Raw genomic sequence first — 21,219 nt, 5'->3', positions numbered from 1 at the left:
TTGCACCTAAATTCAAGTATCTTCTATTATATAGTAAAAAATTCCTTTTATTTTTTTGGAACTTTTTTCTGGAATAACGAAACAACCTAGTGTAGGCTACATATTGGAATATTTTCATTACAATCAGGCACTACTAATGAAAAAGAATATACTCCATCTTCAACTGTTTAGGCTTCAAAGAAAGGGAGTTTTTTAAATGTCATTTACTAGTTTAACTGAGCTAATTGAACGAGCGGAGAAGGAACACACTTCAATTGCTCAAATTATGTTAGATACAGAAAGAGATCAAAAAGGCATTTCAAAGGAAATGCTAATCAAAAATATGGCACTTCAATTCGATGTGATGGAAGAAGCCGTGCGCAAGGGGACAGCCAGTCCTGTTAAATCTCGGACTGGCTTAACCGGCGGAGATGGCTACCGTGTACATCAGTACGCATTAAAGGGGGAATCTTACGTACACCCTTATACATTAAACGTCTTAGCATATGCACTCAGTGTTTCGGAGGTCAATGCTGCAATGGGCCGAATTGTCGCCACGCCCACAGCGGGGTCAGCGGGCATTTTACCTGCCGTTCTTATTCATGCCCTTGATAGTGGGAAATATAAACGAGAGGATATCGTGCTTTCGATGTTTACCGCTTCTGCACTCGGTTTAGTCATTGCTAATAAAGCGTCAATATCCGGAGCCGCTGGAGGCTGCCAAGCTGAGATTGGATCAGCGACAGCCATGGCAGCAGGCACCCTTGTTGAATTAGGAGAAGGAACTCCTGCTCAGGTTGGAAATGCCATATCCATCGCCTTAAAAAACTCGTTAGGACTTGTATGTGATCCTGTTGCAGGTCTTGTAGAGATCCCCTGCATATTCAGAAATGGGTTACATGCATTAACAGCTCAGGCTGCAGCTGACATGGCCTTGGCGGGAGTAAATAGTGTCATCCCTCCTGACGAAGTAATACATGTCATGCATGAGGTAGGACAGCAAATGCCTGAAGCATTAAGAGAGACAGGGATAGGCGGATTGGCAGGAACTCCAACTGGTAAAAAGATTAGGGAACAGATTTTTGGCAAAAAAACTGGAAGTGAACCTGCAAAATACCAAAGTGCCTATGAAATCATCGGCCCTATTATGGTAGGACCTTCAAGTTCCCATACTGCAGGGGCGGTACGAATCGGTAATATTGCCCACCAACTATTAAACGAAAAACCACTGCATGTCAGGTTCTCCTTGATGGGTTCATTCGCCGAAACCTATGAAGGGCACGGAACAGACTTAGCCCTGCTTGCAGGTGTACTTGGTTTATCGACGATGGATGAAAGAATTCCGAATGCCAAGCAGGTAGCGGATGAAAACGGCTTGCAATATGAATTCACTAAACGAATTCTTGGTAGTTACCACCCTAATACGGTTCTCATAGAAGTAGAAGGAAAAGGTCGGAAGGTAAAGGTCCTGGCTAGTTCGCTTGGCGGGGGTAAAGTAGAGGTTCAGGAATTTGATGATTACCCGTTAAAATTTTCGGGGGAACGGCCAACACTCGTCATCCGCCATATTGATAAAAAGGGATTTCTTGCTGAATTATCGGGAATTCTTAATAAAAATGGTTGTAACATTGCCAGACTGGCTCTCGAACGATCGAAAAAAAATGGCGATGCGATTACCATTTGTGAGGTTGATGGTGAAGAGTTTAATCCCCAGCTTATTCCTGTCTTAAAACAAGAACTTGAGGTATTAGACGATATCATTCTGGTTAGTATTGCGTAGATATACTAACCATATTACAGTCTAACAAGAAGAGGATGAGAATGATGGAAAAAAACAAAGATTGTATGTATTGCATGGAAGATGAAAGACGTGACAACCTAATGATTGAAATTGGGAAACTTAGTGTATCCACCGTCTTTCTTTTTAAGGAGCAAACCTATAGAGGCAGATGTAATGTGGTCTATAAGGATCATGTAAAAGAACTGTTTGATCTTAACGAACAAGATTTGGCAGCGTTTATGAATGATGTCAAAAAGGTTGCAGCAGCAATAGACAAGGCCTTCCAACCAAATAAGATTAATTATGGTGCTTACGGAGATACATTGCATCATTTACATATGCATGCCGTTCCCAAATATGAAGGAAAAGAAAATTGGGGGTCAACTTTCGAAATGAATCCTGGAAAAACCTACTTATCCGATGAAGAATATGCGGTTGTGATTGAAAAAATAAAAGCTCATCTATAAGTTTTAATTTACTAAGGGGACAAATAGTCCCCTTACTTTTTTATCCAGCTTCAATATCTTTTTTTAATTATTTTAAAAAAATAACTTATTCATACATTCCTCCAAAAATTACCTCCTTTTTTTGATTAGAAAGAATATTGACTAGGTTTTAAATTCAAAGTATTATAGTAAAATAGCAATAAGGAGGTTGTACGATGTCAGACTTTAATAGACAGAAAATTGTGGATAGTGTTCCGCAAAAAGGTTTCTTTGGACATCCTAAAGGATTGTTTACACTGTTCTTTACGGAATTCTGGGAGCGATTTTCCTACTATGGTATGAAAGCAATCCTTGTATATTATATGTATTACCAAGTTTCTAAGGGAGGCTTAGGAATTGATCAGCAGACAGCACTTGCTATTGCATCTGTTTATGGATCATTAGTATATATGTCAGGTATTATCGGCGGCTGGATTTCTGACCGAATGCTAGGTTCTTCAAAATCCGTTTTTTATGGCGGAATTTTAATCATGTTTGGACACATTGCTCTTGCCATACCAGGCAGCATGACGATGTTCTTTGTTTCAATGATCTTGATTGTTCTAGGGACAGGATTGTTAAAACCAAATATCTCCACTATTCTTGGTGAAATGTATGATATTAAAGACGCAAGACGTGATGCTGGTTTTAGTATTTTTTACATGGGTGTAAACCTTGGTGCCTTTATTTCGCCTTTAATTGTCGGAACAGTTGGAATGAACTATAATTTCCACCTTGGCTTTGGCCTTGCTGCAATTGGTATGTTTTTAGCAATAGTAATTTATGTTTTTACTCGGAAAAAGACTCTCGGACTCGCTGGAACATTTGTGTTAAATCCCCTATCACCTGTTGAAAAGAAAAAAGCATTTACTAGAATCGGTGCAGGCGTCGTGGTTATTGCAATCCTGCTAATTATTGCGATTACAGCAGGACTGTTAACTATTCAATCCTTTATTGGTTTAGTTGGATTCTTAGGATTTATCATTCCTACCATTTACTTCATTGTTATGTATCGCAGTAAGCATACAGCAAAGGAAGAACGCTCAAGAATCATTGCTTATATCCCTCTTTTTATTGCATCCGTAATGTTTTGGGCAATTGAAGAACAGGGTTCAACGATTTTGGCTAACTTTGCCGATAAACGTACACAATTAAATTTTGCTGGAATGCATATTAATCCTTCATGGTTCCAGTCACTAAACCCATTATTTATTGTTGTTTTTGCACCAATTGTAGGCTGGCTTTGGGTAAAATTACGTGACAGGCAGCCAACCATTTCGCAAAAATTTGCGGTTGGTTTATTGTTTGCCGGTTTATCATTTGTCGTGATCCTCGTTCCAGCATGGATCGGCGGAACACATGCACTTGTAAATCCATTATGGCTTGTACTTAGCTACTTCATTGTCGTTATTGGCGAATTGTGCTTATCTCCTGTTGGATTATCAGCAACAACTAAGCTTGCGCCTGCTGCCTTCTCAGCTCAAATGATGAGTTTATGGTTCTTATCTAACGCCGCAGCTCAAGCACTTAATGCACAGCTGGTTAAGTTTTATACACCTGCATCTGAAATGACCTATTTTGGTGTAATTGGTGGAGCATCAATCGTTCTATCGCTCATATTGTTTGCTCTATCACCAAAAATTCAGGGCTTTATGAAAGGTATTCGATAAGTCGTAAAAAAGCTGCGGAGCATTTTGCTTCGCAGCTTTTTTATTAAGCAAGATTTAAGACTGTTACTTTTTCGCGAGTCATTGATTCGATGCTCTTACGTATACCTTGTACTCCGATGCCAGAGTTTTTGACACCGATGAACGGAAAATGATCTGGTCCACGCTCTGTACGTCCATTAATTTGGACAGAACCAGCTTCAATTTTATTGGCAATGCTAAATGCTTTGTTCACGTCTTTTGTAAAAATACTTGCCTGCAAGCCATATTCTGATTCATTGGCGATCTTAATCGCTTCTTCCTCAGATGACACACGGATCACCGGAAGTACAGGTCCAAACGGTTCCTCCCACGCTACACGCATATCCCCTGTCACATTGTCAAGAAGAGTCGGATGAATCAAGTTATGCTCCCGTTTGTTCCCGATTACTACTTCTGCACCTTTTCCAAGTGCATCTGCAACTAAAATTTGCACAAAATCGGCCGACTTATTATCAATTAGAGGAACGACGGTACATCCATCTTCCGGAGAACCAACTGACAGCTTTTCAATTTCAGCTTTTAATAATGCCACGAGCTCATCTGCTACGTTTTCATGGACTAGTACACGCTTAATGGCTGTGCAGCGTTGGCCGGAATAGGAGAAACCGCCGCTTATAATTTGTTTGGCCGCTTCATTCAAGTTCGCATCTTCACAAACGATGCCAGGATCTTTTCCGCCGAGTTCAAGAACCAGAGGAATCATGGCTGCTTTTTTCGCTAATGCAACACCAGTATTCGTACCGCCTGTAAAAGAAATCATATTTATTCCCTTGTGCTCTACTAAGTAATCACCAATTACAGAGCCTTTACCAGTTACGAGACCGACAAGACCTTTTGGCAGACCTGCTTCGTCAAGTGCTTCAATCATTTTTGTACCGCTGATGGAACCTTGTGTAGCAGGTTTAAAAACAACAGCGTTTCCTGCCATTAGTGCAGGTGCTATTTTTGCTGCTGCAAGGTTGACGGGGTAGTTAAACGGAGAGATCGCTAATACTACTCCTAATGGCACCCGATCAACAATCGCCACTTTCTGTTTAGAACCACCTGGGAAACTATCTCCCCTCATGCTTTCACCATGCATATGCAGGGCCTCTTCGATTGTGTAACGGATAAAATCTGCTGTACGTACTACTTCATTTTTTGCATCTTTAAAGCTTTTGCCGACTTCTCTCATGATCACGTCAGCAATTTCTTCTTGCCTACTGACTAATTCATCTGCCCATTTATATAAATAACTCGCCCGTTCTTGGAGGGATGTCTTCGCCCATTCTTTTTGTGCTGTATGAGCAAAGCCAATGATTTCATCAACCTCTTCTTTTGTAAGAGCCTGTACTTTTCCGATTACTTCATAAAGGTAGGGTGACATGATGTCTATTGTTTGGCCTGACTGACTTTCTTTCCACTCACCATTAATGTAATACTGATAGGTTGATACAGTTATTGCGTTGATTGCCATAAAAACTCCTCCTCTGATGATTGTAGAATAAGAGCGAAAATTGAATACTTTGTAATTCCAACATGCACATAATGGACATTTTTTGACCCACTATAACAAATTATGTCCCACATGTTGCGAAAAAATATTCTTCGTTTGTTTCCCCTATTTCTGTAGGTAAAATCATTATTACTCATTTTCGCTAAAATAAAAATAGCTTCTACAAAACTTGTCACAATATTACAAAAATCTACGATAATCATCATTGTAAATTTTACCAAATAGTTGTTATATTTTTCATAGAAAAAGCCACGGTGCCCCGCAGCCTTTCCCCTCAGGTTTAATCTATTTTACTTTATATCTTAAAAATTCATCTTCGACTGCCCGCCATCAACATTGATACTTGCCCCAACAATCCAGGATGATTTATCGGATGCTAGAAAGGCTGCAACATTGGCTATTTCTTCCGGCGTACCAAAACGACCTGCTGGAATATCACGCTCGACAAACTCTTGAATTCCCTTCGGGTCCGCCTTGAGGCGTTTAATCCAATTTCCTGTTTCATGCAAAATACTTCCTGGTGCGATGCTGTTTACTCTTATACCATAGGAAATAACTTCATCCGCTAACGACTTGGTAAAACTAATGAGGGCTGACTTTGCATTGTTATAAGTTACTTTTCCTCCACTTTCTCTTCCAAAAACAGAGGTAATATTGATAATCGACCCACTGCCAAACTCTTTCATATGCTCAACTGCTAATTTACTTAAATGAACGGCTGAAAAATAATTTAATTCCATTGCTTGATAATACAGATTCATTTCTGTTTCTGTCGCTTTTCCTCCATTGCTGCCTCCAGCATTATTGACTAGGACATCTATTCGGCCTTTTTCCTTGATAAATGATCGGATCAACTTTTCCCTCTCGTCAGCATCTGTAATATCTGCTGGAAAAATCGGCAGGTTACCACCGAGGTCCTCCTTGGCTTTTTCTAATGCTTCTAACCCTCGGGCAGAAATCGCAACATTAGCTCCTTCCGAAACAAACACTTCTGCAATGGCTTTGCCAATTCCCTTTGAGCCTCCTGTAATAAGTACGTTTTTACCTTTTAATTGTAGATCCATTATAAAGACTCCTATTTTTTGTTATTTTTAAATTAAAGATGCTAAAGTATGTAGTATAAGGCGGAGAATACCAACGCCACCTTATACTATTTACTAAATGTTTAATAAACATTATATCAGGAATTATTTGTAGCCACTTTTTAAAGTATAGGTTAATCCACTTCTATTTTACCCGAATACAGTCAGGAGTGATTATATGCTCGTAGAAGATATTCTTAAGCTTGATTTTGCTTTTATAGAAACCTTTACAAATCGGATCGATACAACGTGGGGCGCGATTTTTTGTAATGAAAATCAGCCCGTTCATTATGATTCTAACCACGCCCATATTAGCGAGCCAGCTGTTGATCCAAGACTGGTCATTGATGAAGTGATCAACTATTACAAGGCTAAAAATATAATCCCAAGATTCTATATTTATCATGTAGAACAACAGCAGCATCTGCTTTCAGAGTTGAAGAACAAAGGATTCAACTACGAGGAATTCCTTAATTCCGTACAATTATGGAATAACAGAATCATTGAGATCGAACAAAATCCAAACACGGTGATTGAAAAAGTCACAGAAGAAAATGTTCAAGAGGCTTTAGAGATTGAGTGTAGTATTAAAGAATTCGGAGGGAAGAATGCGGTTGAAAAGGTATTTTTAGAACAATTTCACCATCCTGCCTTTACCCACTATTTACTCAGATATAACAATAAAGCCTGCAGCACAGCTTGCATTTTTGAGCATGGCAATCAATCTAGAATGGAAAGTGTCGCAACACTGGAAGAATATCGAGGAAAACGATTAATCGGTGAACTCATACAATTTATTCAAAATGAAGTGAAGAATAGAGGAATTGAGCAATTCTGGGTTTTTCCCATCAATGAATCTGTTGAAAAAGTATACCAAAGATATGGCTTTCAAACCATCACTACCTTAAAAACAGGGCACGCCTATATAGGGGGAAAAGGGATTAAAGAAATTCAAACAAGATAGAAGATTAGAAAAAGCCTTTCCCGTTTGAAAGGCCTTTTCTATTTAAAAATGGCTCAGTTAGACCCAAGATAGCCTTTCTACTTCAGTTGCATTGCAAACTCGGTTTCTCCCATTGTTCTTTGCATGATACAATGCCATGTCTGCTTGGTCTATAAGGTGATCGATATCAATATCTTCTTTACCATTGCCTTTTACTGTCGAGACCCCAATACTAACAGTTACTTTTATCCTGTGGGCTGTTGATGAACACAATCACCTTTAAGAGATATCGGGGGGCTACCGAGCTTCCAAAACAGAATACGATTTTTCAACAAAGGACCGCCCAAATTGAATACACTGTTCCTGTTCTTCCTTTGACGGGGAGAGGTCGATTTTTAATTCATCGAGAACGATATCTGCACCAAGTTCTCTTAATTTTTCCATTAAATGATCTACTGCTCCTCCTCTATGCTCATAGGAAGAATCACATGAGCCGAAAACTGCGGCTCTTTTCCCTGTTAAATTTAACGTATTCATTTCTTCATAAAAATCAAGAAACTCATCAGGAAGATCTCCATCCCCCCATGTATACGTTCCTAAAAGAATTCCATCATAATGTTGAAGCTCTGCTGCATCTATCTCTAGAATGTCTTTTTGTACAAAAGTTGCACCTGCCTGATGAATCCCTTCTGCTATCAGATCAGCGATTTCTTCTGTATTTCCTGTCATACTGGCATATACAATTAAAGTGGATCCCATACCTATCACCTTCCTTGCTATATTTTATGGTACTCGTAAAATTCTTAAATAAGGAGTAGTCCGTCCAAATCTATTATTTCAATCTTTTTACCAGTCTTTTGTTTAATATAACCAGACGTTTCCAGATATGATAACTTACGACTGAGCGTTTCAGGAGTGGTCCCTAAAAAAGAGGCCAAGTCTTTTCTGCTCATTGGTAATATAATCTCTTTCATTCCACTCTCAAGATCCAAACATTCGGCTAAAAAAAGGGCAAGTCGTGTTTCCACCTTTTCTGTTGCAAAACGAGTAATTTGTTTTTCCGACTGCTCTAGTCTATTCGAAAATTCCTCTAGAATCTTTATCGAGATGGATGGATATTTTAAGAGAAATTGCTGTAGGTCAGAGCGTTTGATGGTACAAACTTGAGATTCTACCATTGCTTCCGCATACGATTCGTGAATTTTCTGGCTAAACAATGCAAGTTCTCCCGTAAAATCCCCGGGACTCAAAATCCGAACAAGCTGATCCTTTCCTGCCTCAGATAGCCGGTAGATTCTGATTTTACCTTTGTTTACAATATATAAAGAGTCCGATTGATCACCGGCATTATAAATAATTTCCCCTTTTTTATACGTAATTGACTGAATTGCTCCCATAATTTCATTCATTTGATCCTCTTCCAAATGATTAAAAATGGGAACCAGAGAAATACACGCATTTTGACTTCCATGATGACAATGATGGACAGAGCAGGATGTACCCTTTGACTCCATTATTTTCCCTCCTTCATTCAAAGTTTTTTCTAACATTATTAAGAGCGTTATCCTTATGATATATTTTTGATAAGTTTGTTATTATGTTTTTCCGGCTTAATTGATTCCATTATTATTGTTCCATTCTTGAGCTTAAATTTAATTAACCGCATCGCATTTAAGATAACGAATAACACACTACCCTCGTGAATGAACATACCTGAAGCCAAATGAACGGAGCCAAGTAGGACACCAAGTAATAGAATCATGGCGGTAGCAATAGCAAAGTAGGTGTTTTGTTTCATATTATTTATCGTTGCTTTAGATAAAGCATAGGCATGAGAAAATTGCAGCAGTTGATCTGACATTAAGACAATATCGGCCGTTTCCATAGAAATTTCTGTTCCACCTTTACCCATCGCCAATCCTATGTCTGCTGCCGCAATGGCTGGGGCATCATTAATACCATCGCCCGCCATTGCCACTACATGGCCATCTTCCTTTAGTTTCTGAACGTAATCCACCTTTTGTTTCGGCAATAATTCAGCATGGTATTCATCTAATCCCAAATCCTGAGCCACTAATTTTGCTGTATGTTTATTATCACCTGTTAACATAACCATTCTTTTAATACCATTTTTTCTTAATTCATCTAAAGCCTTATGTGCATCTTCGCGAAGTTTATCAGCAACTGAGATGATTCCGGCTAAACTTCCATCTACTGCAACAAAAATTGCGGTACTTCCTTTTTTTGCTTGGTTGACTGCATAATAAGCAGCTTCTTCCGAAATCTCGATGTGTTCACTGCTTAATAACTTTTGGTTTCCAACCACCAACTCCTGCTCATTCATTTTCACTCGGATACCATTACCCTTAATGATTTCGGCAGATTCAAGCTCGCCATCGAGATTTAATTTCCTACTTTTTGCTTCTTTAACAATTGTTTGTCCCAAAGGATGTTCCGAAATGGTTTCTGCGATAGCCGCTAATCTCAATAATTCATTATCATCAAGGTGATCAAACACTTTCATAGCAATAACCTGCGGTTTACCTTCTGTAAGGGTGCCCGTTTTATCGAAAACGATTGTATCTACCTTAGAGAATTTGTCCATGATTTCTCCGCCTTTTACAATCACTCCCTTTTTAGCACCATTGCCTATACCAGCAATGGCTGAGACTGGCGCTCCAATTACCAAAGCACCCGGACATGCAACAACTAGGAATGTGATACTTTGATTAAGATTCTTGGTGATTGCAAATACGATAATGGATAAAAGCACAACAGCAGGCGTATAGTAACTTGCAAATTTATCAAGAAACCTTTCTATTTTCGTTTTTGATTCCTGCGCTTCTTCAACCAATTGAATGATTCTTGCAAAAGTGGTGTCATCTCCGACCTTTTCAGCAATTACTTCAAGATAACCATTATCCAAAATGGTGCCGCAGTAGACTTTCTCCTCTTCTTTCTTCCATACAGGAACCGATTCACCTGTGATCGCAGCTTCAATTAACAAAGCATGACCAGTCGCAATTATTCCATCTACTGGAACTTTACTTCCGGAGCGAATCCTAACACGATCTCCTTTTTCCACATCCTCAATGGGAATCGATATATATTCTCCATTTCGAAAAACAATTGCCTCTTGTGGTGTTTTTTCTACTAGCTCTTTTAATGATGAGCGTGTTTTTTCTAATGTACGTACTTCTAAATAATTCCCAAACAAAAATAAGAAAGAGACAATCGCTGTTTCACTATATTCTTGAATGGATAATCCGCCAACAATAGCAATGCTTACTAATAACTCGATACTAAAGGCTTTCATTCTCAGCGCTTGAATTGCTTTAAGAAATATGGGGACAGCAGCGATCCCGGTGGCTAGAATGAGCGCAAGGTTTTTTATAAATATATCACCGAATTGCCCAAAAATAAAACCAACTAAAATCAAGGCAATTGAAATGAAGGTAATAATATCTTTTGGTTTTGATATGATTTTAGCCATAGTTTCTCCTGTTCATCAGGTTAATTTTTTCAATTCAACTTGGTAACCGGAATTTACAATTATTGTCTCCAATTGTTTTGGACTAACCTCTTTTTCCTTAAATTCAATTCGAATTCTCCCTAATTGGGGAAAAGCATTAACAGAAGTAATTCCGATCACGCGAGTGAATTGTTCTTCCATTTTTTTAAAACATCCTGCACAGTCAAACGGTTCCAATGCGACTTGAAATACTACCTTCGCCATTCGCTTTTTCCTTCCCTTCTTCAAAGTTCTTAATTAGGAGACTTTTGTCGATAATACTGCGTACCCTAACCTTTTAATAGTTTCAATGAGCTGATCTGCTTCAATTTGTGATTCATCAAATTGTGTTTTTACTTTGCTGGTGTTGAATAAAACTTTCACCGAATCAACACCAGTCACTTTATGAAGCGTCGTTTCTATTTTTTTAATACATGATGGACATGTTAATGGTTCTAATTGAAATACCCCGTTTTTCATTTTGCTTTCCTCCCTCGCTTTTATACTCATATCTTAATACCGATCATCTATAAATAAATTGATTACCATCAAACTTTTCTACTATTAAAATAGAAAAAGGCAGCCCCTGTAAAAGGGACTGCCCATAATATGAAAAGATCGTTCCATCGCAGTCAATAGGGACAAAACTTCAAAGTATTAAGTTTAAGATACCATAATAGACACATATTCACTTTATAAACATGTAAAAAGGCAACAACCTAAGGTTCGTTGCCTTCTTTGAATCATCTATCCGATCTATGATGGCAACACATGAGATGTTGGTAATCAGATATTTATGACTCTAGCAAAAATCCTTTTAGAATCCTAAGCCCTTTTTCCAGTTCATCGGAGTCCTTAGGAGATGTAAGTGAAATACGAATAAATTGGGGAGATTCATCTTTTTTGACCAAGAAACGATGAGAATGATAAACGTGGATCCCCCGAGTTAAAGCAATATGCTCAAACTGGTTAAGCTGCCATTCTTTATGCAATGGTAACCAGCGAAAAAAACTAATGGGGTTTTCGCTCGGATGATTGATTTGAAAATATTTCTGGTAAATCCGATTCCGTTCTTTTGAAATTTCTCGCTTTTTCTTAATGATTTGTTCTGCAGCTCCTGTATTTATTAGTTCTGTTATAACTTCTGCATTTAAGGCCGATGTTTTTACATTTAGATTGAAAATTCCATATGTAATTTTATCAACAAACTGATTGGCGTAAGCGATAAAGGCAACTCGAATACCAGAGCTAAGTGATTTGGCAACACTCAGGATATAAACAAACCTCTCCGGTACAAAATGTGAGATAGGGAAATAACCATGAGGAGCCAGGAAAGAGTATACGTCATCCTCTATTAAAATAAGCCCGTGTTTATTGATGATCGTTGCTATTTCCCTTCTACGATTCATATTCATTGTGACAGCTGTAGGATTATTGCAAGATGGACTCAAATAAATACCCTGCAATGAATTTGTTCTACAAACGGCATCTAATCTCTCCGGCTTCATGCCTAACTCATCTCCCTCAATAGGGGCTAATTGGATATTCAATGTTTTAGCCAGTTCAATGAAATTAGGATACGTATAAATATCAACCGCTATTTTATCTCCCGGATGAAACAAGGCCATTAGAATCAGCGAAAATGAATTCTGCCCTCCTGAAGTGATTGCAATATTTTCAATGTGTACATCCATGTTAAAGCGCTGCATCCACTTTTTAGCTGCCATTCGATGATAAGGCATTCCCAACGGGTGTCTGTAATCTAATAAATTTTCCAGGTAATCTTTGGCGGCAATGCTTCTAATTGCCTGTGCGACGATAGAGTTTGCGCTATCAAGAGGCTTGATGATCCCCATCTCTATATAACTCTTATTCTCATCACTATCTGCCATGAAAATTGCATTTTTTATATTCGGAGTAACAAAGGTTCCCCTTCCGGTAACGGCATAGATTAAACCTTTCACCTCGCATATTTTAAACGCCCTTGTGACAGTGCTAAGGTTAATATCAAGATAATCCGCTAATTCCCGTTGCGGAGGAAGTTTTGTATTGGGTGCGAGAAAGCCATTGAGAATATCATATTCCAGTAAACTGGCAATCGATCGATACATTGGAGTGACCAGCTTTTTTTTATCCTGGCCTCCACGACATAGGATAATTTTCAAATGAATTAACTGGCATCCTTAATCCCCCTGGAAAATTGTATTGCATACAATTATATCATTGAACCCATACAATACGGATGATAAAGTTAGAATATATGCAAAATTGGTTAAAAGTTGGTGAAAAAAATGAACATAAGCCAAAACGTTCTGCCGCAAGAAGAAAGCAGCTTCTTTGCAGGTGCACGGGATTGCCTTCCCACCGTTTTAGGGTACTTAAGCATTGGATTTGCGGCCGGTGTTGTGGAAAAGACAGCAGGACTTTCGATTGTTGAAATTGGATTGATATCCTTGCTTTTATATGCAGGCTCTGGTCAATTTATTGCTGCAGCGATGATTGGGGCAAATAGTCCCGCTCTAGCAATTATCTTTACTATTTTCTTTATAAACCTCCGCCATCTTTTAATGAGCGCAGCTATATCGCCCTATTTCCGTCATCTTACACCCTTCAAGAATATATTAATCGGTTCTTTACTTACTGATGAAACATTTGGTGTGGCAATGAATGAAGCAGCAAGTAAGAAATGGCTCAGCGAAAAATGGATGTATGGTCTCAATGTAACGGCTTATTTAAATTGGTTCCTTGCCAATATTGCAGGAGCATTTTTTGGAGCATGGATTTCGAGCCCGGAAAAATTCGGTCTTGATTTTGCATTGCCGGGAATGTTTATTGGCCTTCTTGTCCTGCAAATGGTCAGCCGAAGAAAATTGCTGAGAGATGTGATTGTTGCTCTAAGTGCGGTTGCCATTGTTGTCGGAGTAAGTTTAGTAGCATCTGGAAGCGTAGGTGTCATTGTGGCGACAATCATTGCCTCCACCATAGGAATGGCGGTGGAAAAATGGAAGTAAGATGGTCAATCTTTTTAATTATTTTTGGCTCAGCCCTTGTAACTTTTATTCCAAGAGTGCTTCCAATTGCGATTCTGAGTCGTGTTGAACTGCCAAAATGGGCCATGCGCTGGTTGAGCTACGTTCCCATTGCTGTAATGGCAGCCTTAGTGGGGCAAGAGTTGCTAATGCCCAACGGAAAACTGGAACCTTTGCAAAAAAACCTTGAACTAATTGCCGCGTTGCCTGCTTTTACTATCGCCATTGTAACACGCAGTTTATTAGGAACAGTTGTAGCGGGAATCATCTCGATAATGGTATTACGTTTTGTGTTTTAAATTATTAAAATCAAACAAACAACAGGCAAAAAAGAAGAAAAGAAAAAAATTAAACAATACCAGCCCCCTGAAAGACCAAATCCTTTGTCTATCAGGGGCTGGTTCTTTCAGCAGTATTCAATCTCTACAGAAACTGCAATCTATTTCGATCACCTATAGTATTTCAACAACATTAGATAAACAAATTAAGTCCAGATTGTTCAGCGTCTCCAAGGTATGTGGCAACTCCCCCAATATCGACACCATCTATTAATTCCTCTTTTTTAATTCCCATAATATCCATGGACATGGAGCAAGCCACTAACTTAACGCCTGCATCAAGGGCATTTTTCATTAAAGTCTCTAAATTATCCACGTGTTTCTTTTCCATGACATGATTGATCATTTTTGCCCCCATTCCTCCCATATTCATTTTGGAAAGAGGCAGTTTTTCAATACCCTTCGGCATCATCATTCCAAACATTTTTTCCATAAAATCTTTTTCAACTGGCGGAGCGTCTTTTTTACGCAATACATTGAGACCCCAAAAAGTGAAAAACATGGTTACCTTTTTCCCCATTGCTGCAGCACCAGAAGCAATAATAAACGAGGCAATCGTTTTATCCAGATCACCACTAAATACAACCATGGTAGTTCCATCTTTCTCTGGAAGAGTTGATGTATCCTTTGTGGCAGCAACTTCATTTTGGATTCCTTTTTGGATTATTGCCTTAAATTTCTTATCTTCGAAAGCAGTCTTTAATAAGGTATTTCCAGTTTTATTTGTCCATGCTTTGATATCCTTTGTAAACCCCGGATCTGTAGCATGAACTTCCAATATTTCTCCTGAATTCATTTTATTCATGGTTTGATAAACTTTCATAATTGGTCCAGGACATTGTAATCCGCAGGCGTCAACTAAAATTGTCTGTTTTAAAACGGCTGATTTTGTTTCCATGACCCCTGAATCATTGATAGAAGTCCCGCAATTCTCTATTGCATTAGGTTCGAATACACAGGAATAAGTTTTGATACCACCGTCAAGATTTTTCACCTTAAATCCATGCTGCATTAAAATTCTTGCACCCAGGTATCCTCTTAACCCTACCTGACAAGTCAAATAAATTGTTTGATCCTTTGGTAATTCAGAAAGATGGTCCCGCAATTGACCCAAGGGAATGTTGATGGATCCTTCAATATATCCCATTTCCCTTTCAATTGGTTCTCTAACATCAATTAACAAACCGCCATTTTGAATAATTTCATTCATTTCATGCCATTGAACAGTTTCAACTAATCCATTTGCGATATTGGATGCAGCGTATCCAGCCATATTAACCGGATCTTTTGCAGAGGAATATGGAGGTGCATAAGCTAATTCTAAATCCGGCAAATCAAAGATAGTCAATCCACCTTTTATGGCTGTTGCAATGACGTCAATTCGTTTATCCACCCCATCATAAGAAACTGCCTGAGCACCAAAAATTTTCCCAGTTTCCTTATCAAAAATTAATTTTAAGGAAATAGGAAATGATCCTGGATAATATCCGGCATGTGAACCAGGGTGAACGTGAACTACTTCAAAAGGTGTTCCAAGACGTTTTAATGTTTTTTCATTATTACCAGTTGCAGCTACAGTCATATCAAAAACTTTAGCAATCGACGTCCCTAACGTTCCGTTATATTTAGCTTGTATTCCATTTATATGATCTGCAACGATTCTCCCTTGACGATTGGCTGGCCATGCAAGTGGGATTTGAGTTGGCTGACCATTAATATAATCTTTCACCTCAATAGCGTCTCCTATGGCATAAATATCAGGATCTTCCGTTTGTAGGTGTTCGTTTACTTTTATGCCTCCCCGAGCCCCAACTTCCAGGCCTGCCCCAATGGCTAATTGGTTTTCCGGTTTGACTCCAATTGCTAATATAATCATATCCGTTTCAATTTGTTTACCGCTTTTTAAGCTTACGATCTTCCCGTTTTCTCTAAACTCCGCAACTCCGTCCTCTAGCACCAAATTTATTCCTTTTTCACGGAGGTGTGAATGTAAAATAGCTGCCATTTCGTAATCAATCGGTGCCATGATTTGATTGGACATTTCAACAAGGGTTACTTGAATTCCTAAATCGAAAAGATTCTCGGCCATTTCAATCCCAATAAAACCTCCACCAATAACTGCAGCTCTTTTAGGTTTCCTAGTTACTACATATGATTTAATTTTATCGGTATCTGGAATATTTCTTAAAGTAAATAAGGATTCTGCTTTTTCAATTCCTGGGATAGGTGGTTTTATTGGACTTGCACCAGGAGATAACACAAGTTTATCGTATGACTCCTCGTAAATTTGACCTGTCTTAACACTTTTTACTTCAACCGTTTTTTTCTCACGATTAATTTTTGTCACTTCTGATAAATTACGAATGTCTAAATGAAACTTCTCTGACATACCTTCCACTGTTTGAACTAAAAGTTGATCACGTTCCGATATAGTTCCACCGATATAATAAGGTAACCCGCAGTTTGCAAAAGAAATATATTCGCCTCTTTCAAAAAGGATAATCTCAGCTTGTTCATCTAATCTTCTTAATCGAGCTGCTGTAGTGGCTCCCCCCGCAACTCCGCCAATAATAATGATCTTTTTTTTCATCTGTAAATCCCTCCTAGGAGCTTATATGTGAATTGTATCACGATATACTTTTACTAGTATGGGTATATGAAAAACTTCACAAAATCGTCAAAAACTAAACACTATGGAAATTAAGAACGGATAAATAAATTAAATAAAGGAGTGAGTTACAATTCTCACTCCGCCAAGTATGACCACTCTCATTCAGTTTTAAGCTTATTCGATTTCTCAGTAGCTACTTTTGTTTTTTCTTGAACATCCTTATGAGTTACAGATAAATATCCAACAAATATAACAATGATAATAGTCAAAATCACACTAACTATTCCCGTTCCATATCCTAATCCACTAGTACTTGGCTCCTTACCAATCCAATCTGCAAACGATGCACCTAATGGGCGAGTAAAAATATAGGCAATCCAAAACATTGCAATTTCATTTGCTCCCAATAACCAAAAACATAATCCAGGAATCGCAAACAAAATTGCGAACATGATCCCGGAGGCTAAAAATCCCATATGAAATGTTTCAGCAGTTAAATCTCCTGTTGCTGTTCCCATTGCAAATGTTGCGAGTACGGCTGCCCAATAAAATAATTCACGGCGTTTTGTATAGATGCTGTGAATGGACAAGGTGTTTTCTAATTTAAACCACATCCGAAAAATAATCATTAAAGCAAGGAAAAACACTACTGCAGACAACCAATATGGAATAAGAAGAACAATATGTGCTACATCTGCTGCCATTGTTCCAAAAATACTAACCATACAGATTGTAAACCAATAAACCCACGGTATATAATGTTTAACTTTAAATTGTAGGATTAATGCTGCAATAAATCCTACCGTGCCTAATATAACAGCAAGATATTGATTTATATGAAAAACGAGATAATCTGATGTTGCTTCCCCCATTGCTGTTGATAATAACTTTATGATCCAGAAATAGATTGTGATTTCAGGGACTTTGGTGAGTAATTGTTTTGTGTTTTCTGGATATATTCCTTTATTCATATCTAATAACTCCTCTAGGTTGATAATCATTTCCTATTATTTTGTTTTCCTTCTTATTTACCTTGAAATGGTCCTCAACTTTATCTATAAGCCATGTAACCCCATTGATTAGAGGCAATAACCTTCAATCGATAAGATTTAAATAAAGAGACAAAGTTCCCTTCTTTCGGTATTAAATCAGTTACTACAGCTGTTAATTGATTTGATGTCTTTATAAATACCTCTTCCTCATTGAAACATGGAACAACAATCGTTAAAAAAGGCTTAATCATTGAAAAAACTCCTTTAAGAAGTAGCACTTAAGCAAACATGACCGTGGCTTAACTACTTTACAAACTTTTATTTAGTTACTTTGCAAAAACACCTTGAGTCATTTATAGTATCTTCCAAGAAATAACGAATTTCTTTCATGATATATTGATCAAAGTTGTTGAGACTTTGCCCTTGTTTTAACTTTTCTGCTACTGCAAATATAAACTCATGGTTTCCTGAATCTTTTATCTCACTCTCAAGTAAGCTTGTTAAAAAAGTAATAAAAACGGATATTTGTTTTGACTTTAACTCGTTATTAAGAGAGCACTCTCGATCCGAGTTAGGGAAAAACGTACTTGAATAAGAAGGAATAAGATTGAATTCATCTGAGACATCTACATCATTATTATCACTGGTTAGCAAGATACCAGATGTTCCCGTGAGTATGGTAAACTTCCCTGTAATTTCAGCCTCATTCTCAGTTAGAATCCTTACTCGTTCTTTAAAAAATCCAGATACATTCACAAAGTTTACCACTGTTGGATGGACATTCAGTTCTACCTCTACAGACATCTTATCTCCAAAATTTAACCTTCGAACTATTCCATCTTTTATTGGGACCTCTATATCCCGAATTAAAACTTTATTAACCCTCATATGAACTCCCTCCTTTTTTTGCATATTGATTTTCTCTATCCCTTAAATCTGTAGCCTGCCCCCCAAACAGTTTCAATATATTGAGGATCTGAAGATTCAGTTTCGATTTTTTCACGAATTTTACGAATATGAACAGTTACGGTAGAAATATCTCCCAATGAATCAATTCCCCATATTTTTTCAAATAATTGCTCTTTACTAAAAACATGATTTGGATGGAGGGCCAAAAATGTTAAAATATCAAACTCCTTTGCCGTAAGGATCACTTCAATGTTGTTAACAAATACTTTTCTTGAACCTTGGTCAATTCTTAAACCACGGATCATAATCTCTTCATTCCCAATTTCCTTGCCAATGAGCCGATCATATCGCGAAAGATGTGCCTTTACTCTTGCAACGAGCTCGGATGGACTAAATGGTTTCACTACGTAATCATCTGCACCTAATCCCAAACCTCGAATTTTATCAATATCCTCTTTTTTGGCAGAAACCATCAGAATAGGGATATCTTTCTTAGTTCTTATTTCCTTACAGATCTGATATCCATCTGTACCGGGAAGCATAAGGTCAAGTAATACTAAGTCTATTTTTTCGTTGAACAATGCCTTTTTCAATCCATCCTGTCCTGTAAATGCAATGTCAACAGAAAAACCCTCTATTTCTAAATAGTCTCTCTCCAACTCAGCAATGCTTTTGTCATCTTCTATAATTAATATGGTTTTCATTTATATCACCTGCTTTTTCCAAAGTAAATAGAATAGTAGTGCCTTGTCCTTTCTTACTTTCTGCCCATATATTACCTTGGTGTTCTTCAATAATTCTTTTTGTAATGGACAATCCAAGTCCGCTTCCGCCTTTCTCAGTTCCTCTCGCCATGTCTGCACGATAAAAGCGGTCAAAGATGAACGGCAGGTTTTCTTCTGCAATACCAGGGCCATTGTCTGCCATTTTAAAAAGAATTTTTGAATCTATAGTAGAAAGATGAAATGAAAGCTTTTTATTATCTTTTTCTATATATTTTAAAGAATTATTGACAATATTCATGATGACCCGTTTTAAATGTTCCCTGTCACCGTATATTTCGTAGTTATTATTTTTTTCTATTGTTAATTCTACCTCTACCTTTTGTCCTTCTACATCTAAACGAAGTTCTTCTACAAAATCCTGTAAATATTGGTCAAAAAGAATTTTTTCAAAATGAAATGGAAGACGGTGTAAGTCCAATTTTGAATATAAGAACAGCTCATCAATCATATGATCCAAGTCGATGGACTTCGAATAAACTGTTTGAATATAACGATTTATTTTTTCCGCGTGTTTGCAACCCCATCTCGAATTCCTTCAATATATCCTTTTATAGTAGTAATTGGCGTTTTTAGATCATGTGATATATTTGCTACCAGCTCTTTTCTGTTTTCTTCATAGGCTAATTGTTGCTCAATAGATTCTTTTAATCTTATTCTCATTTCATCAAAACCTAGAGCAAGTTGACCTAATTCGTCATTTGAATGAGGCTTGATTGGAACATTGAGATTTCCTTCCTTTATTTCTTTCGCTGCCTTTTGTAATTCTTTAATAGGAACAATGATTCTTTTTGATACAAAGTAAGTAAGTGTCCCATTGGTGATAACTAAGATTAGAATGAGACTAATAAATAATAGCGGGAAAAACGAGTGAACATATTTGGTAAGATTGCTTGCCTCCGTAATTAAAAAAATGGTTCCCTCTTCATGATTTGGAAATAAAAAATCAATTTTTTGTATAGAAATAACTTGATTGTTTATATCATCAACTGGATTTACATCACCAAATACTCCAAATAGAGGAAGCTCATCTTTGTCTACTTTCTTTAGCGATGACGAATTAAATATAATATTATTTCCCTTTCTAATAATGAGTCCAGCCTCATCTTCTTTCTTTAATTGATTACTTATCTTCTTTAAATAGACTTGATTAGAAAATTCACCTGGTTTCTTCAATGTTTGAATACGTAAGTTGATAAGTAACTTATCACTTTTGGATATTTCATGTTTGTGTTCAGGCGGCAAGTAGATGTTTTTTATTTCTTTAAGATCCCCTCTGAAAAGCAGTGCCACTAGGAAGGCGGAACAAATAATAAAAACAATAGGAACAAGAATCATGGTTAAATAAGAAATAACGAGCCTAAAACGAATTGACATCTACTCACTGCTTCCTTTAATGAAATTAATTTCCATATGTTAATTGATCACACATATATACAAAATAATGAATGTGTCTTGAACTCAATAAATATATTGCTATAAACAAGTTTAGATATGTGGGATAAACACTATATTAAGAAATCATTAAATATTTATTAATTATCAAAATGTTGAAGAAAAAAGACTAAAGTTTT

21 protein-coding genes and 1 pseudogene are annotated in these 21,219 nt (G+C 37.4%); 6 read left to right on the top strand and 16 right to left on the bottom strand.

Annotation, left to right across the window (positions count from 1 at the left end; genetic code table 11):
- Positions 1 to 196 precede the first annotated feature (196 nt).
- From sdaAA to RCG17_RS15805, 3 genes are all read left to right on the top strand, one after another.
- Positions 197 to 1,759 carry an L-serine ammonia-lyase, iron-sulfur-dependent, subunit alpha gene (gene sdaAA / locus RCG17_RS15815; protein ID WP_308171115.1) on the top strand — a complete coding sequence of 521 codons (1,563 nt, stop codon included), beginning with the start codon at positions 197 to 199 and terminating at the stop codon, positions 1,757 to 1,759.
- Between the two features lie 35 nt (positions 1,760 to 1,794).
- Positions 1,795 to 2,226, top strand: coding sequence for an HIT family protein (locus RCG17_RS15810; protein WP_308171114.1), 432 nt, complete (start codon positions 1,795 to 1,797; stop codon positions 2,224 to 2,226).
- Positions 2,227 to 2,420: 194 nt separating this feature from the next.
- Positions 2,421 to 3,914, top strand: coding sequence for a peptide MFS transporter (locus tag RCG17_RS15805; RefSeq protein ID WP_308171113.1), 1,494 nt, complete (start codon positions 2,421 to 2,423; stop codon positions 3,912 to 3,914).
- Between the two features lie 43 nt (positions 3,915 to 3,957).
- Here RCG17_RS15805 and RCG17_RS15800 read toward each other — a convergent pair whose 3' ends face one another.
- Positions 3,958 to 5,409, bottom strand: coding sequence for an NADP-dependent glyceraldehyde-3-phosphate dehydrogenase (locus tag RCG17_RS15800; protein ID WP_308171112.1), 1,452 nt, complete (start codon positions 5,407 to 5,409; stop codon positions 3,958 to 3,960).
- A gap of 341 nt (positions 5,410 to 5,750) precedes the next feature.
- On the bottom strand, positions 5,751 to 6,512 hold the full coding sequence (locus RCG17_RS15795; protein WP_308171111.1) for an SDR family NAD(P)-dependent oxidoreductase: 762 nt from the start codon (positions 6,510 to 6,512) through the stop codon (positions 5,751 to 5,753).
- A gap of 196 nt (positions 6,513 to 6,708) precedes the next feature.
- Here RCG17_RS15795 and RCG17_RS15790 point away from each other — a divergent pair, with 196 nt between their 5' ends.
- The gene (locus RCG17_RS15790; protein ID WP_308171110.1) at positions 6,709 to 7,494 is read left to right on the top strand and encodes a GNAT family N-acetyltransferase; all 786 of its coding nucleotides are present in this window, start codon (positions 6,709 to 6,711) and stop codon (positions 7,492 to 7,494) included.
- Between the two features lie 57 nt (positions 7,495 to 7,551).
- On the opposite strand, the gene RCG17_RS15785 is transcribed toward RCG17_RS15790, so the two are convergent.
- From RCG17_RS15785 to RCG17_RS15755, 7 genes are all read right to left on the bottom strand, one after another.
- On the bottom strand, positions 7,552 to 7,746 hold the full coding sequence (locus RCG17_RS15785; protein WP_308171109.1) for a diguanylate cyclase: 195 nt from the start codon (positions 7,744 to 7,746) through the stop codon (positions 7,552 to 7,554).
- A gap of 24 nt (positions 7,747 to 7,770) precedes the next feature.
- Positions 7,771 to 8,232 (bottom strand): flavodoxin, encoded by a 462-nt coding sequence (locus RCG17_RS15780; protein WP_308171108.1) that lies wholly within the window; start codon positions 8,230 to 8,232, stop codon positions 7,771 to 7,773.
- Positions 8,233 to 8,276: 44 nt separating this feature from the next.
- Complete coding sequence (locus RCG17_RS15775) at positions 8,277 to 8,987, bottom strand: Crp/Fnr family transcriptional regulator (RefSeq protein WP_308171107.1); 711 nt, start codon at positions 8,985 to 8,987, stop codon at positions 8,277 to 8,279.
- Positions 8,988 to 9,040: 53 nt separating this feature from the next.
- Positions 9,041 to 10,966: a heavy metal translocating P-type ATPase gene (locus RCG17_RS15770; RefSeq protein WP_308171106.1), complete on the bottom strand. Its 1,926-nt coding sequence runs from the start codon at positions 10,964 to 10,966 to the stop codon at positions 9,041 to 9,043.
- 15 nt (positions 10,967 to 10,981) lie between these two features.
- Positions 10,982 to 11,209: a heavy-metal-associated domain-containing protein gene (locus RCG17_RS15765; protein ID WP_308171105.1), complete on the bottom strand. Its 228-nt coding sequence runs from the start codon at positions 11,207 to 11,209 to the stop codon at positions 10,982 to 10,984.
- Between the two features lie 33 nt (positions 11,210 to 11,242).
- On the bottom strand, positions 11,243 to 11,464 hold the full coding sequence (locus RCG17_RS15760) for a heavy-metal-associated domain-containing protein (RefSeq protein ID WP_308171104.1): 222 nt from the start codon (positions 11,462 to 11,464) through the stop codon (positions 11,243 to 11,245).
- Positions 11,465 to 11,778: 314 nt separating this feature from the next.
- Entirely contained in the window at positions 11,779 to 13,149 is a 1,371-nt protein-coding gene (locus RCG17_RS15755) for an aminotransferase-like domain-containing protein (protein WP_308171103.1), read from the bottom strand.
- A gap of 126 nt (positions 13,150 to 13,275) precedes the next feature.
- Between RCG17_RS15755 and RCG17_RS15750 the strand changes: the two genes are divergently transcribed.
- Together RCG17_RS15750 and RCG17_RS15745 are read left to right on the top strand one after the other, a co-directional pair.
- Complete coding sequence (locus tag RCG17_RS15750; protein WP_308171102.1) at positions 13,276 to 13,995, top strand: AzlC family ABC transporter permease; 720 nt, start codon at positions 13,276 to 13,278, stop codon at positions 13,993 to 13,995.
- Entirely contained in the window at positions 13,986 to 14,312 is a 327-nt protein-coding gene (locus RCG17_RS15745; protein ID WP_308171101.1) for an AzlD domain-containing protein, read from the top strand. Before RCG17_RS15750 ends, RCG17_RS15745 begins: the two co-directional genes overlap by 10 nt.
- A 172-nt stretch (positions 14,313 to 14,484) precedes the next feature.
- Here the strand turns inward: RCG17_RS15745 and RCG17_RS15740 are convergent, their stop codons facing one another.
- The 7 genes and pseudogenes from RCG17_RS15740 to RCG17_RS15710 all read right to left on the bottom strand — a co-directional run bounded on the left by RCG17_RS15740 (position 14,485) and on the right by RCG17_RS15710 (position 21,022).
- Complete coding sequence (locus tag RCG17_RS15740; RefSeq protein WP_308171100.1) at positions 14,485 to 16,941, bottom strand: CoA-disulfide reductase; 2,457 nt, start codon at positions 16,939 to 16,941, stop codon at positions 14,485 to 14,487.
- A 179-nt stretch (positions 16,942 to 17,120) separates the two neighbouring features.
- On the bottom strand, positions 17,121 to 17,933 hold the full coding sequence (locus RCG17_RS15735; RefSeq protein ID WP_308171099.1) for a COG4705 family protein: 813 nt from the start codon (positions 17,931 to 17,933) through the stop codon (positions 17,121 to 17,123).
- A 161-nt stretch (positions 17,934 to 18,094) separates the two neighbouring features.
- Positions 18,095 to 18,205 (bottom strand): annotated as a pseudogene (locus RCG17_RS15730) (glycosyltransferase); the annotation flags it as partial.
- Between the two features lie 67 nt (positions 18,206 to 18,272).
- Entirely contained in the window at positions 18,273 to 18,842 is a 570-nt protein-coding gene (locus RCG17_RS15725; RefSeq protein ID WP_308171098.1) for a hypothetical protein, read from the bottom strand.
- A gap of 35 nt (positions 18,843 to 18,877) precedes the next feature.
- Complete coding sequence (locus tag RCG17_RS15720; RefSeq protein ID WP_308171097.1) at positions 18,878 to 19,567, bottom strand: response regulator transcription factor; 690 nt, start codon at positions 19,565 to 19,567, stop codon at positions 18,878 to 18,880.
- Positions 19,539 to 20,096, bottom strand: a complete 558-nt coding sequence (locus RCG17_RS15715; RefSeq protein WP_308175856.1) for a sensor histidine kinase — start codon at positions 20,094 to 20,096, stop codon at positions 19,539 to 19,541. The genes RCG17_RS15720 and RCG17_RS15715 overlap by 29 nt, the downstream gene beginning before the upstream one ends.
- 47 nt (positions 20,097 to 20,143) lie before the next feature.
- Entirely contained in the window at positions 20,144 to 21,022 is an 879-nt protein-coding gene (locus tag RCG17_RS15710; protein WP_308171096.1) for a HAMP domain-containing protein, read from the bottom strand.
- Between the last annotated feature and the right edge of the window lie 197 nt (positions 21,023 to 21,219).

It is taken from the genome of Neobacillus sp. PS3-12 (genome assembly GCF_030915385.1).
Lineage (GTDB): Bacteria > Bacillota > Bacilli > Bacillales > Cytobacillaceae > JAEVLT01.
The sequence above is the reverse complement of the archived record's forward strand: the minus strand, read 5'-3'. Positions and strand labels throughout refer to the sequence as shown.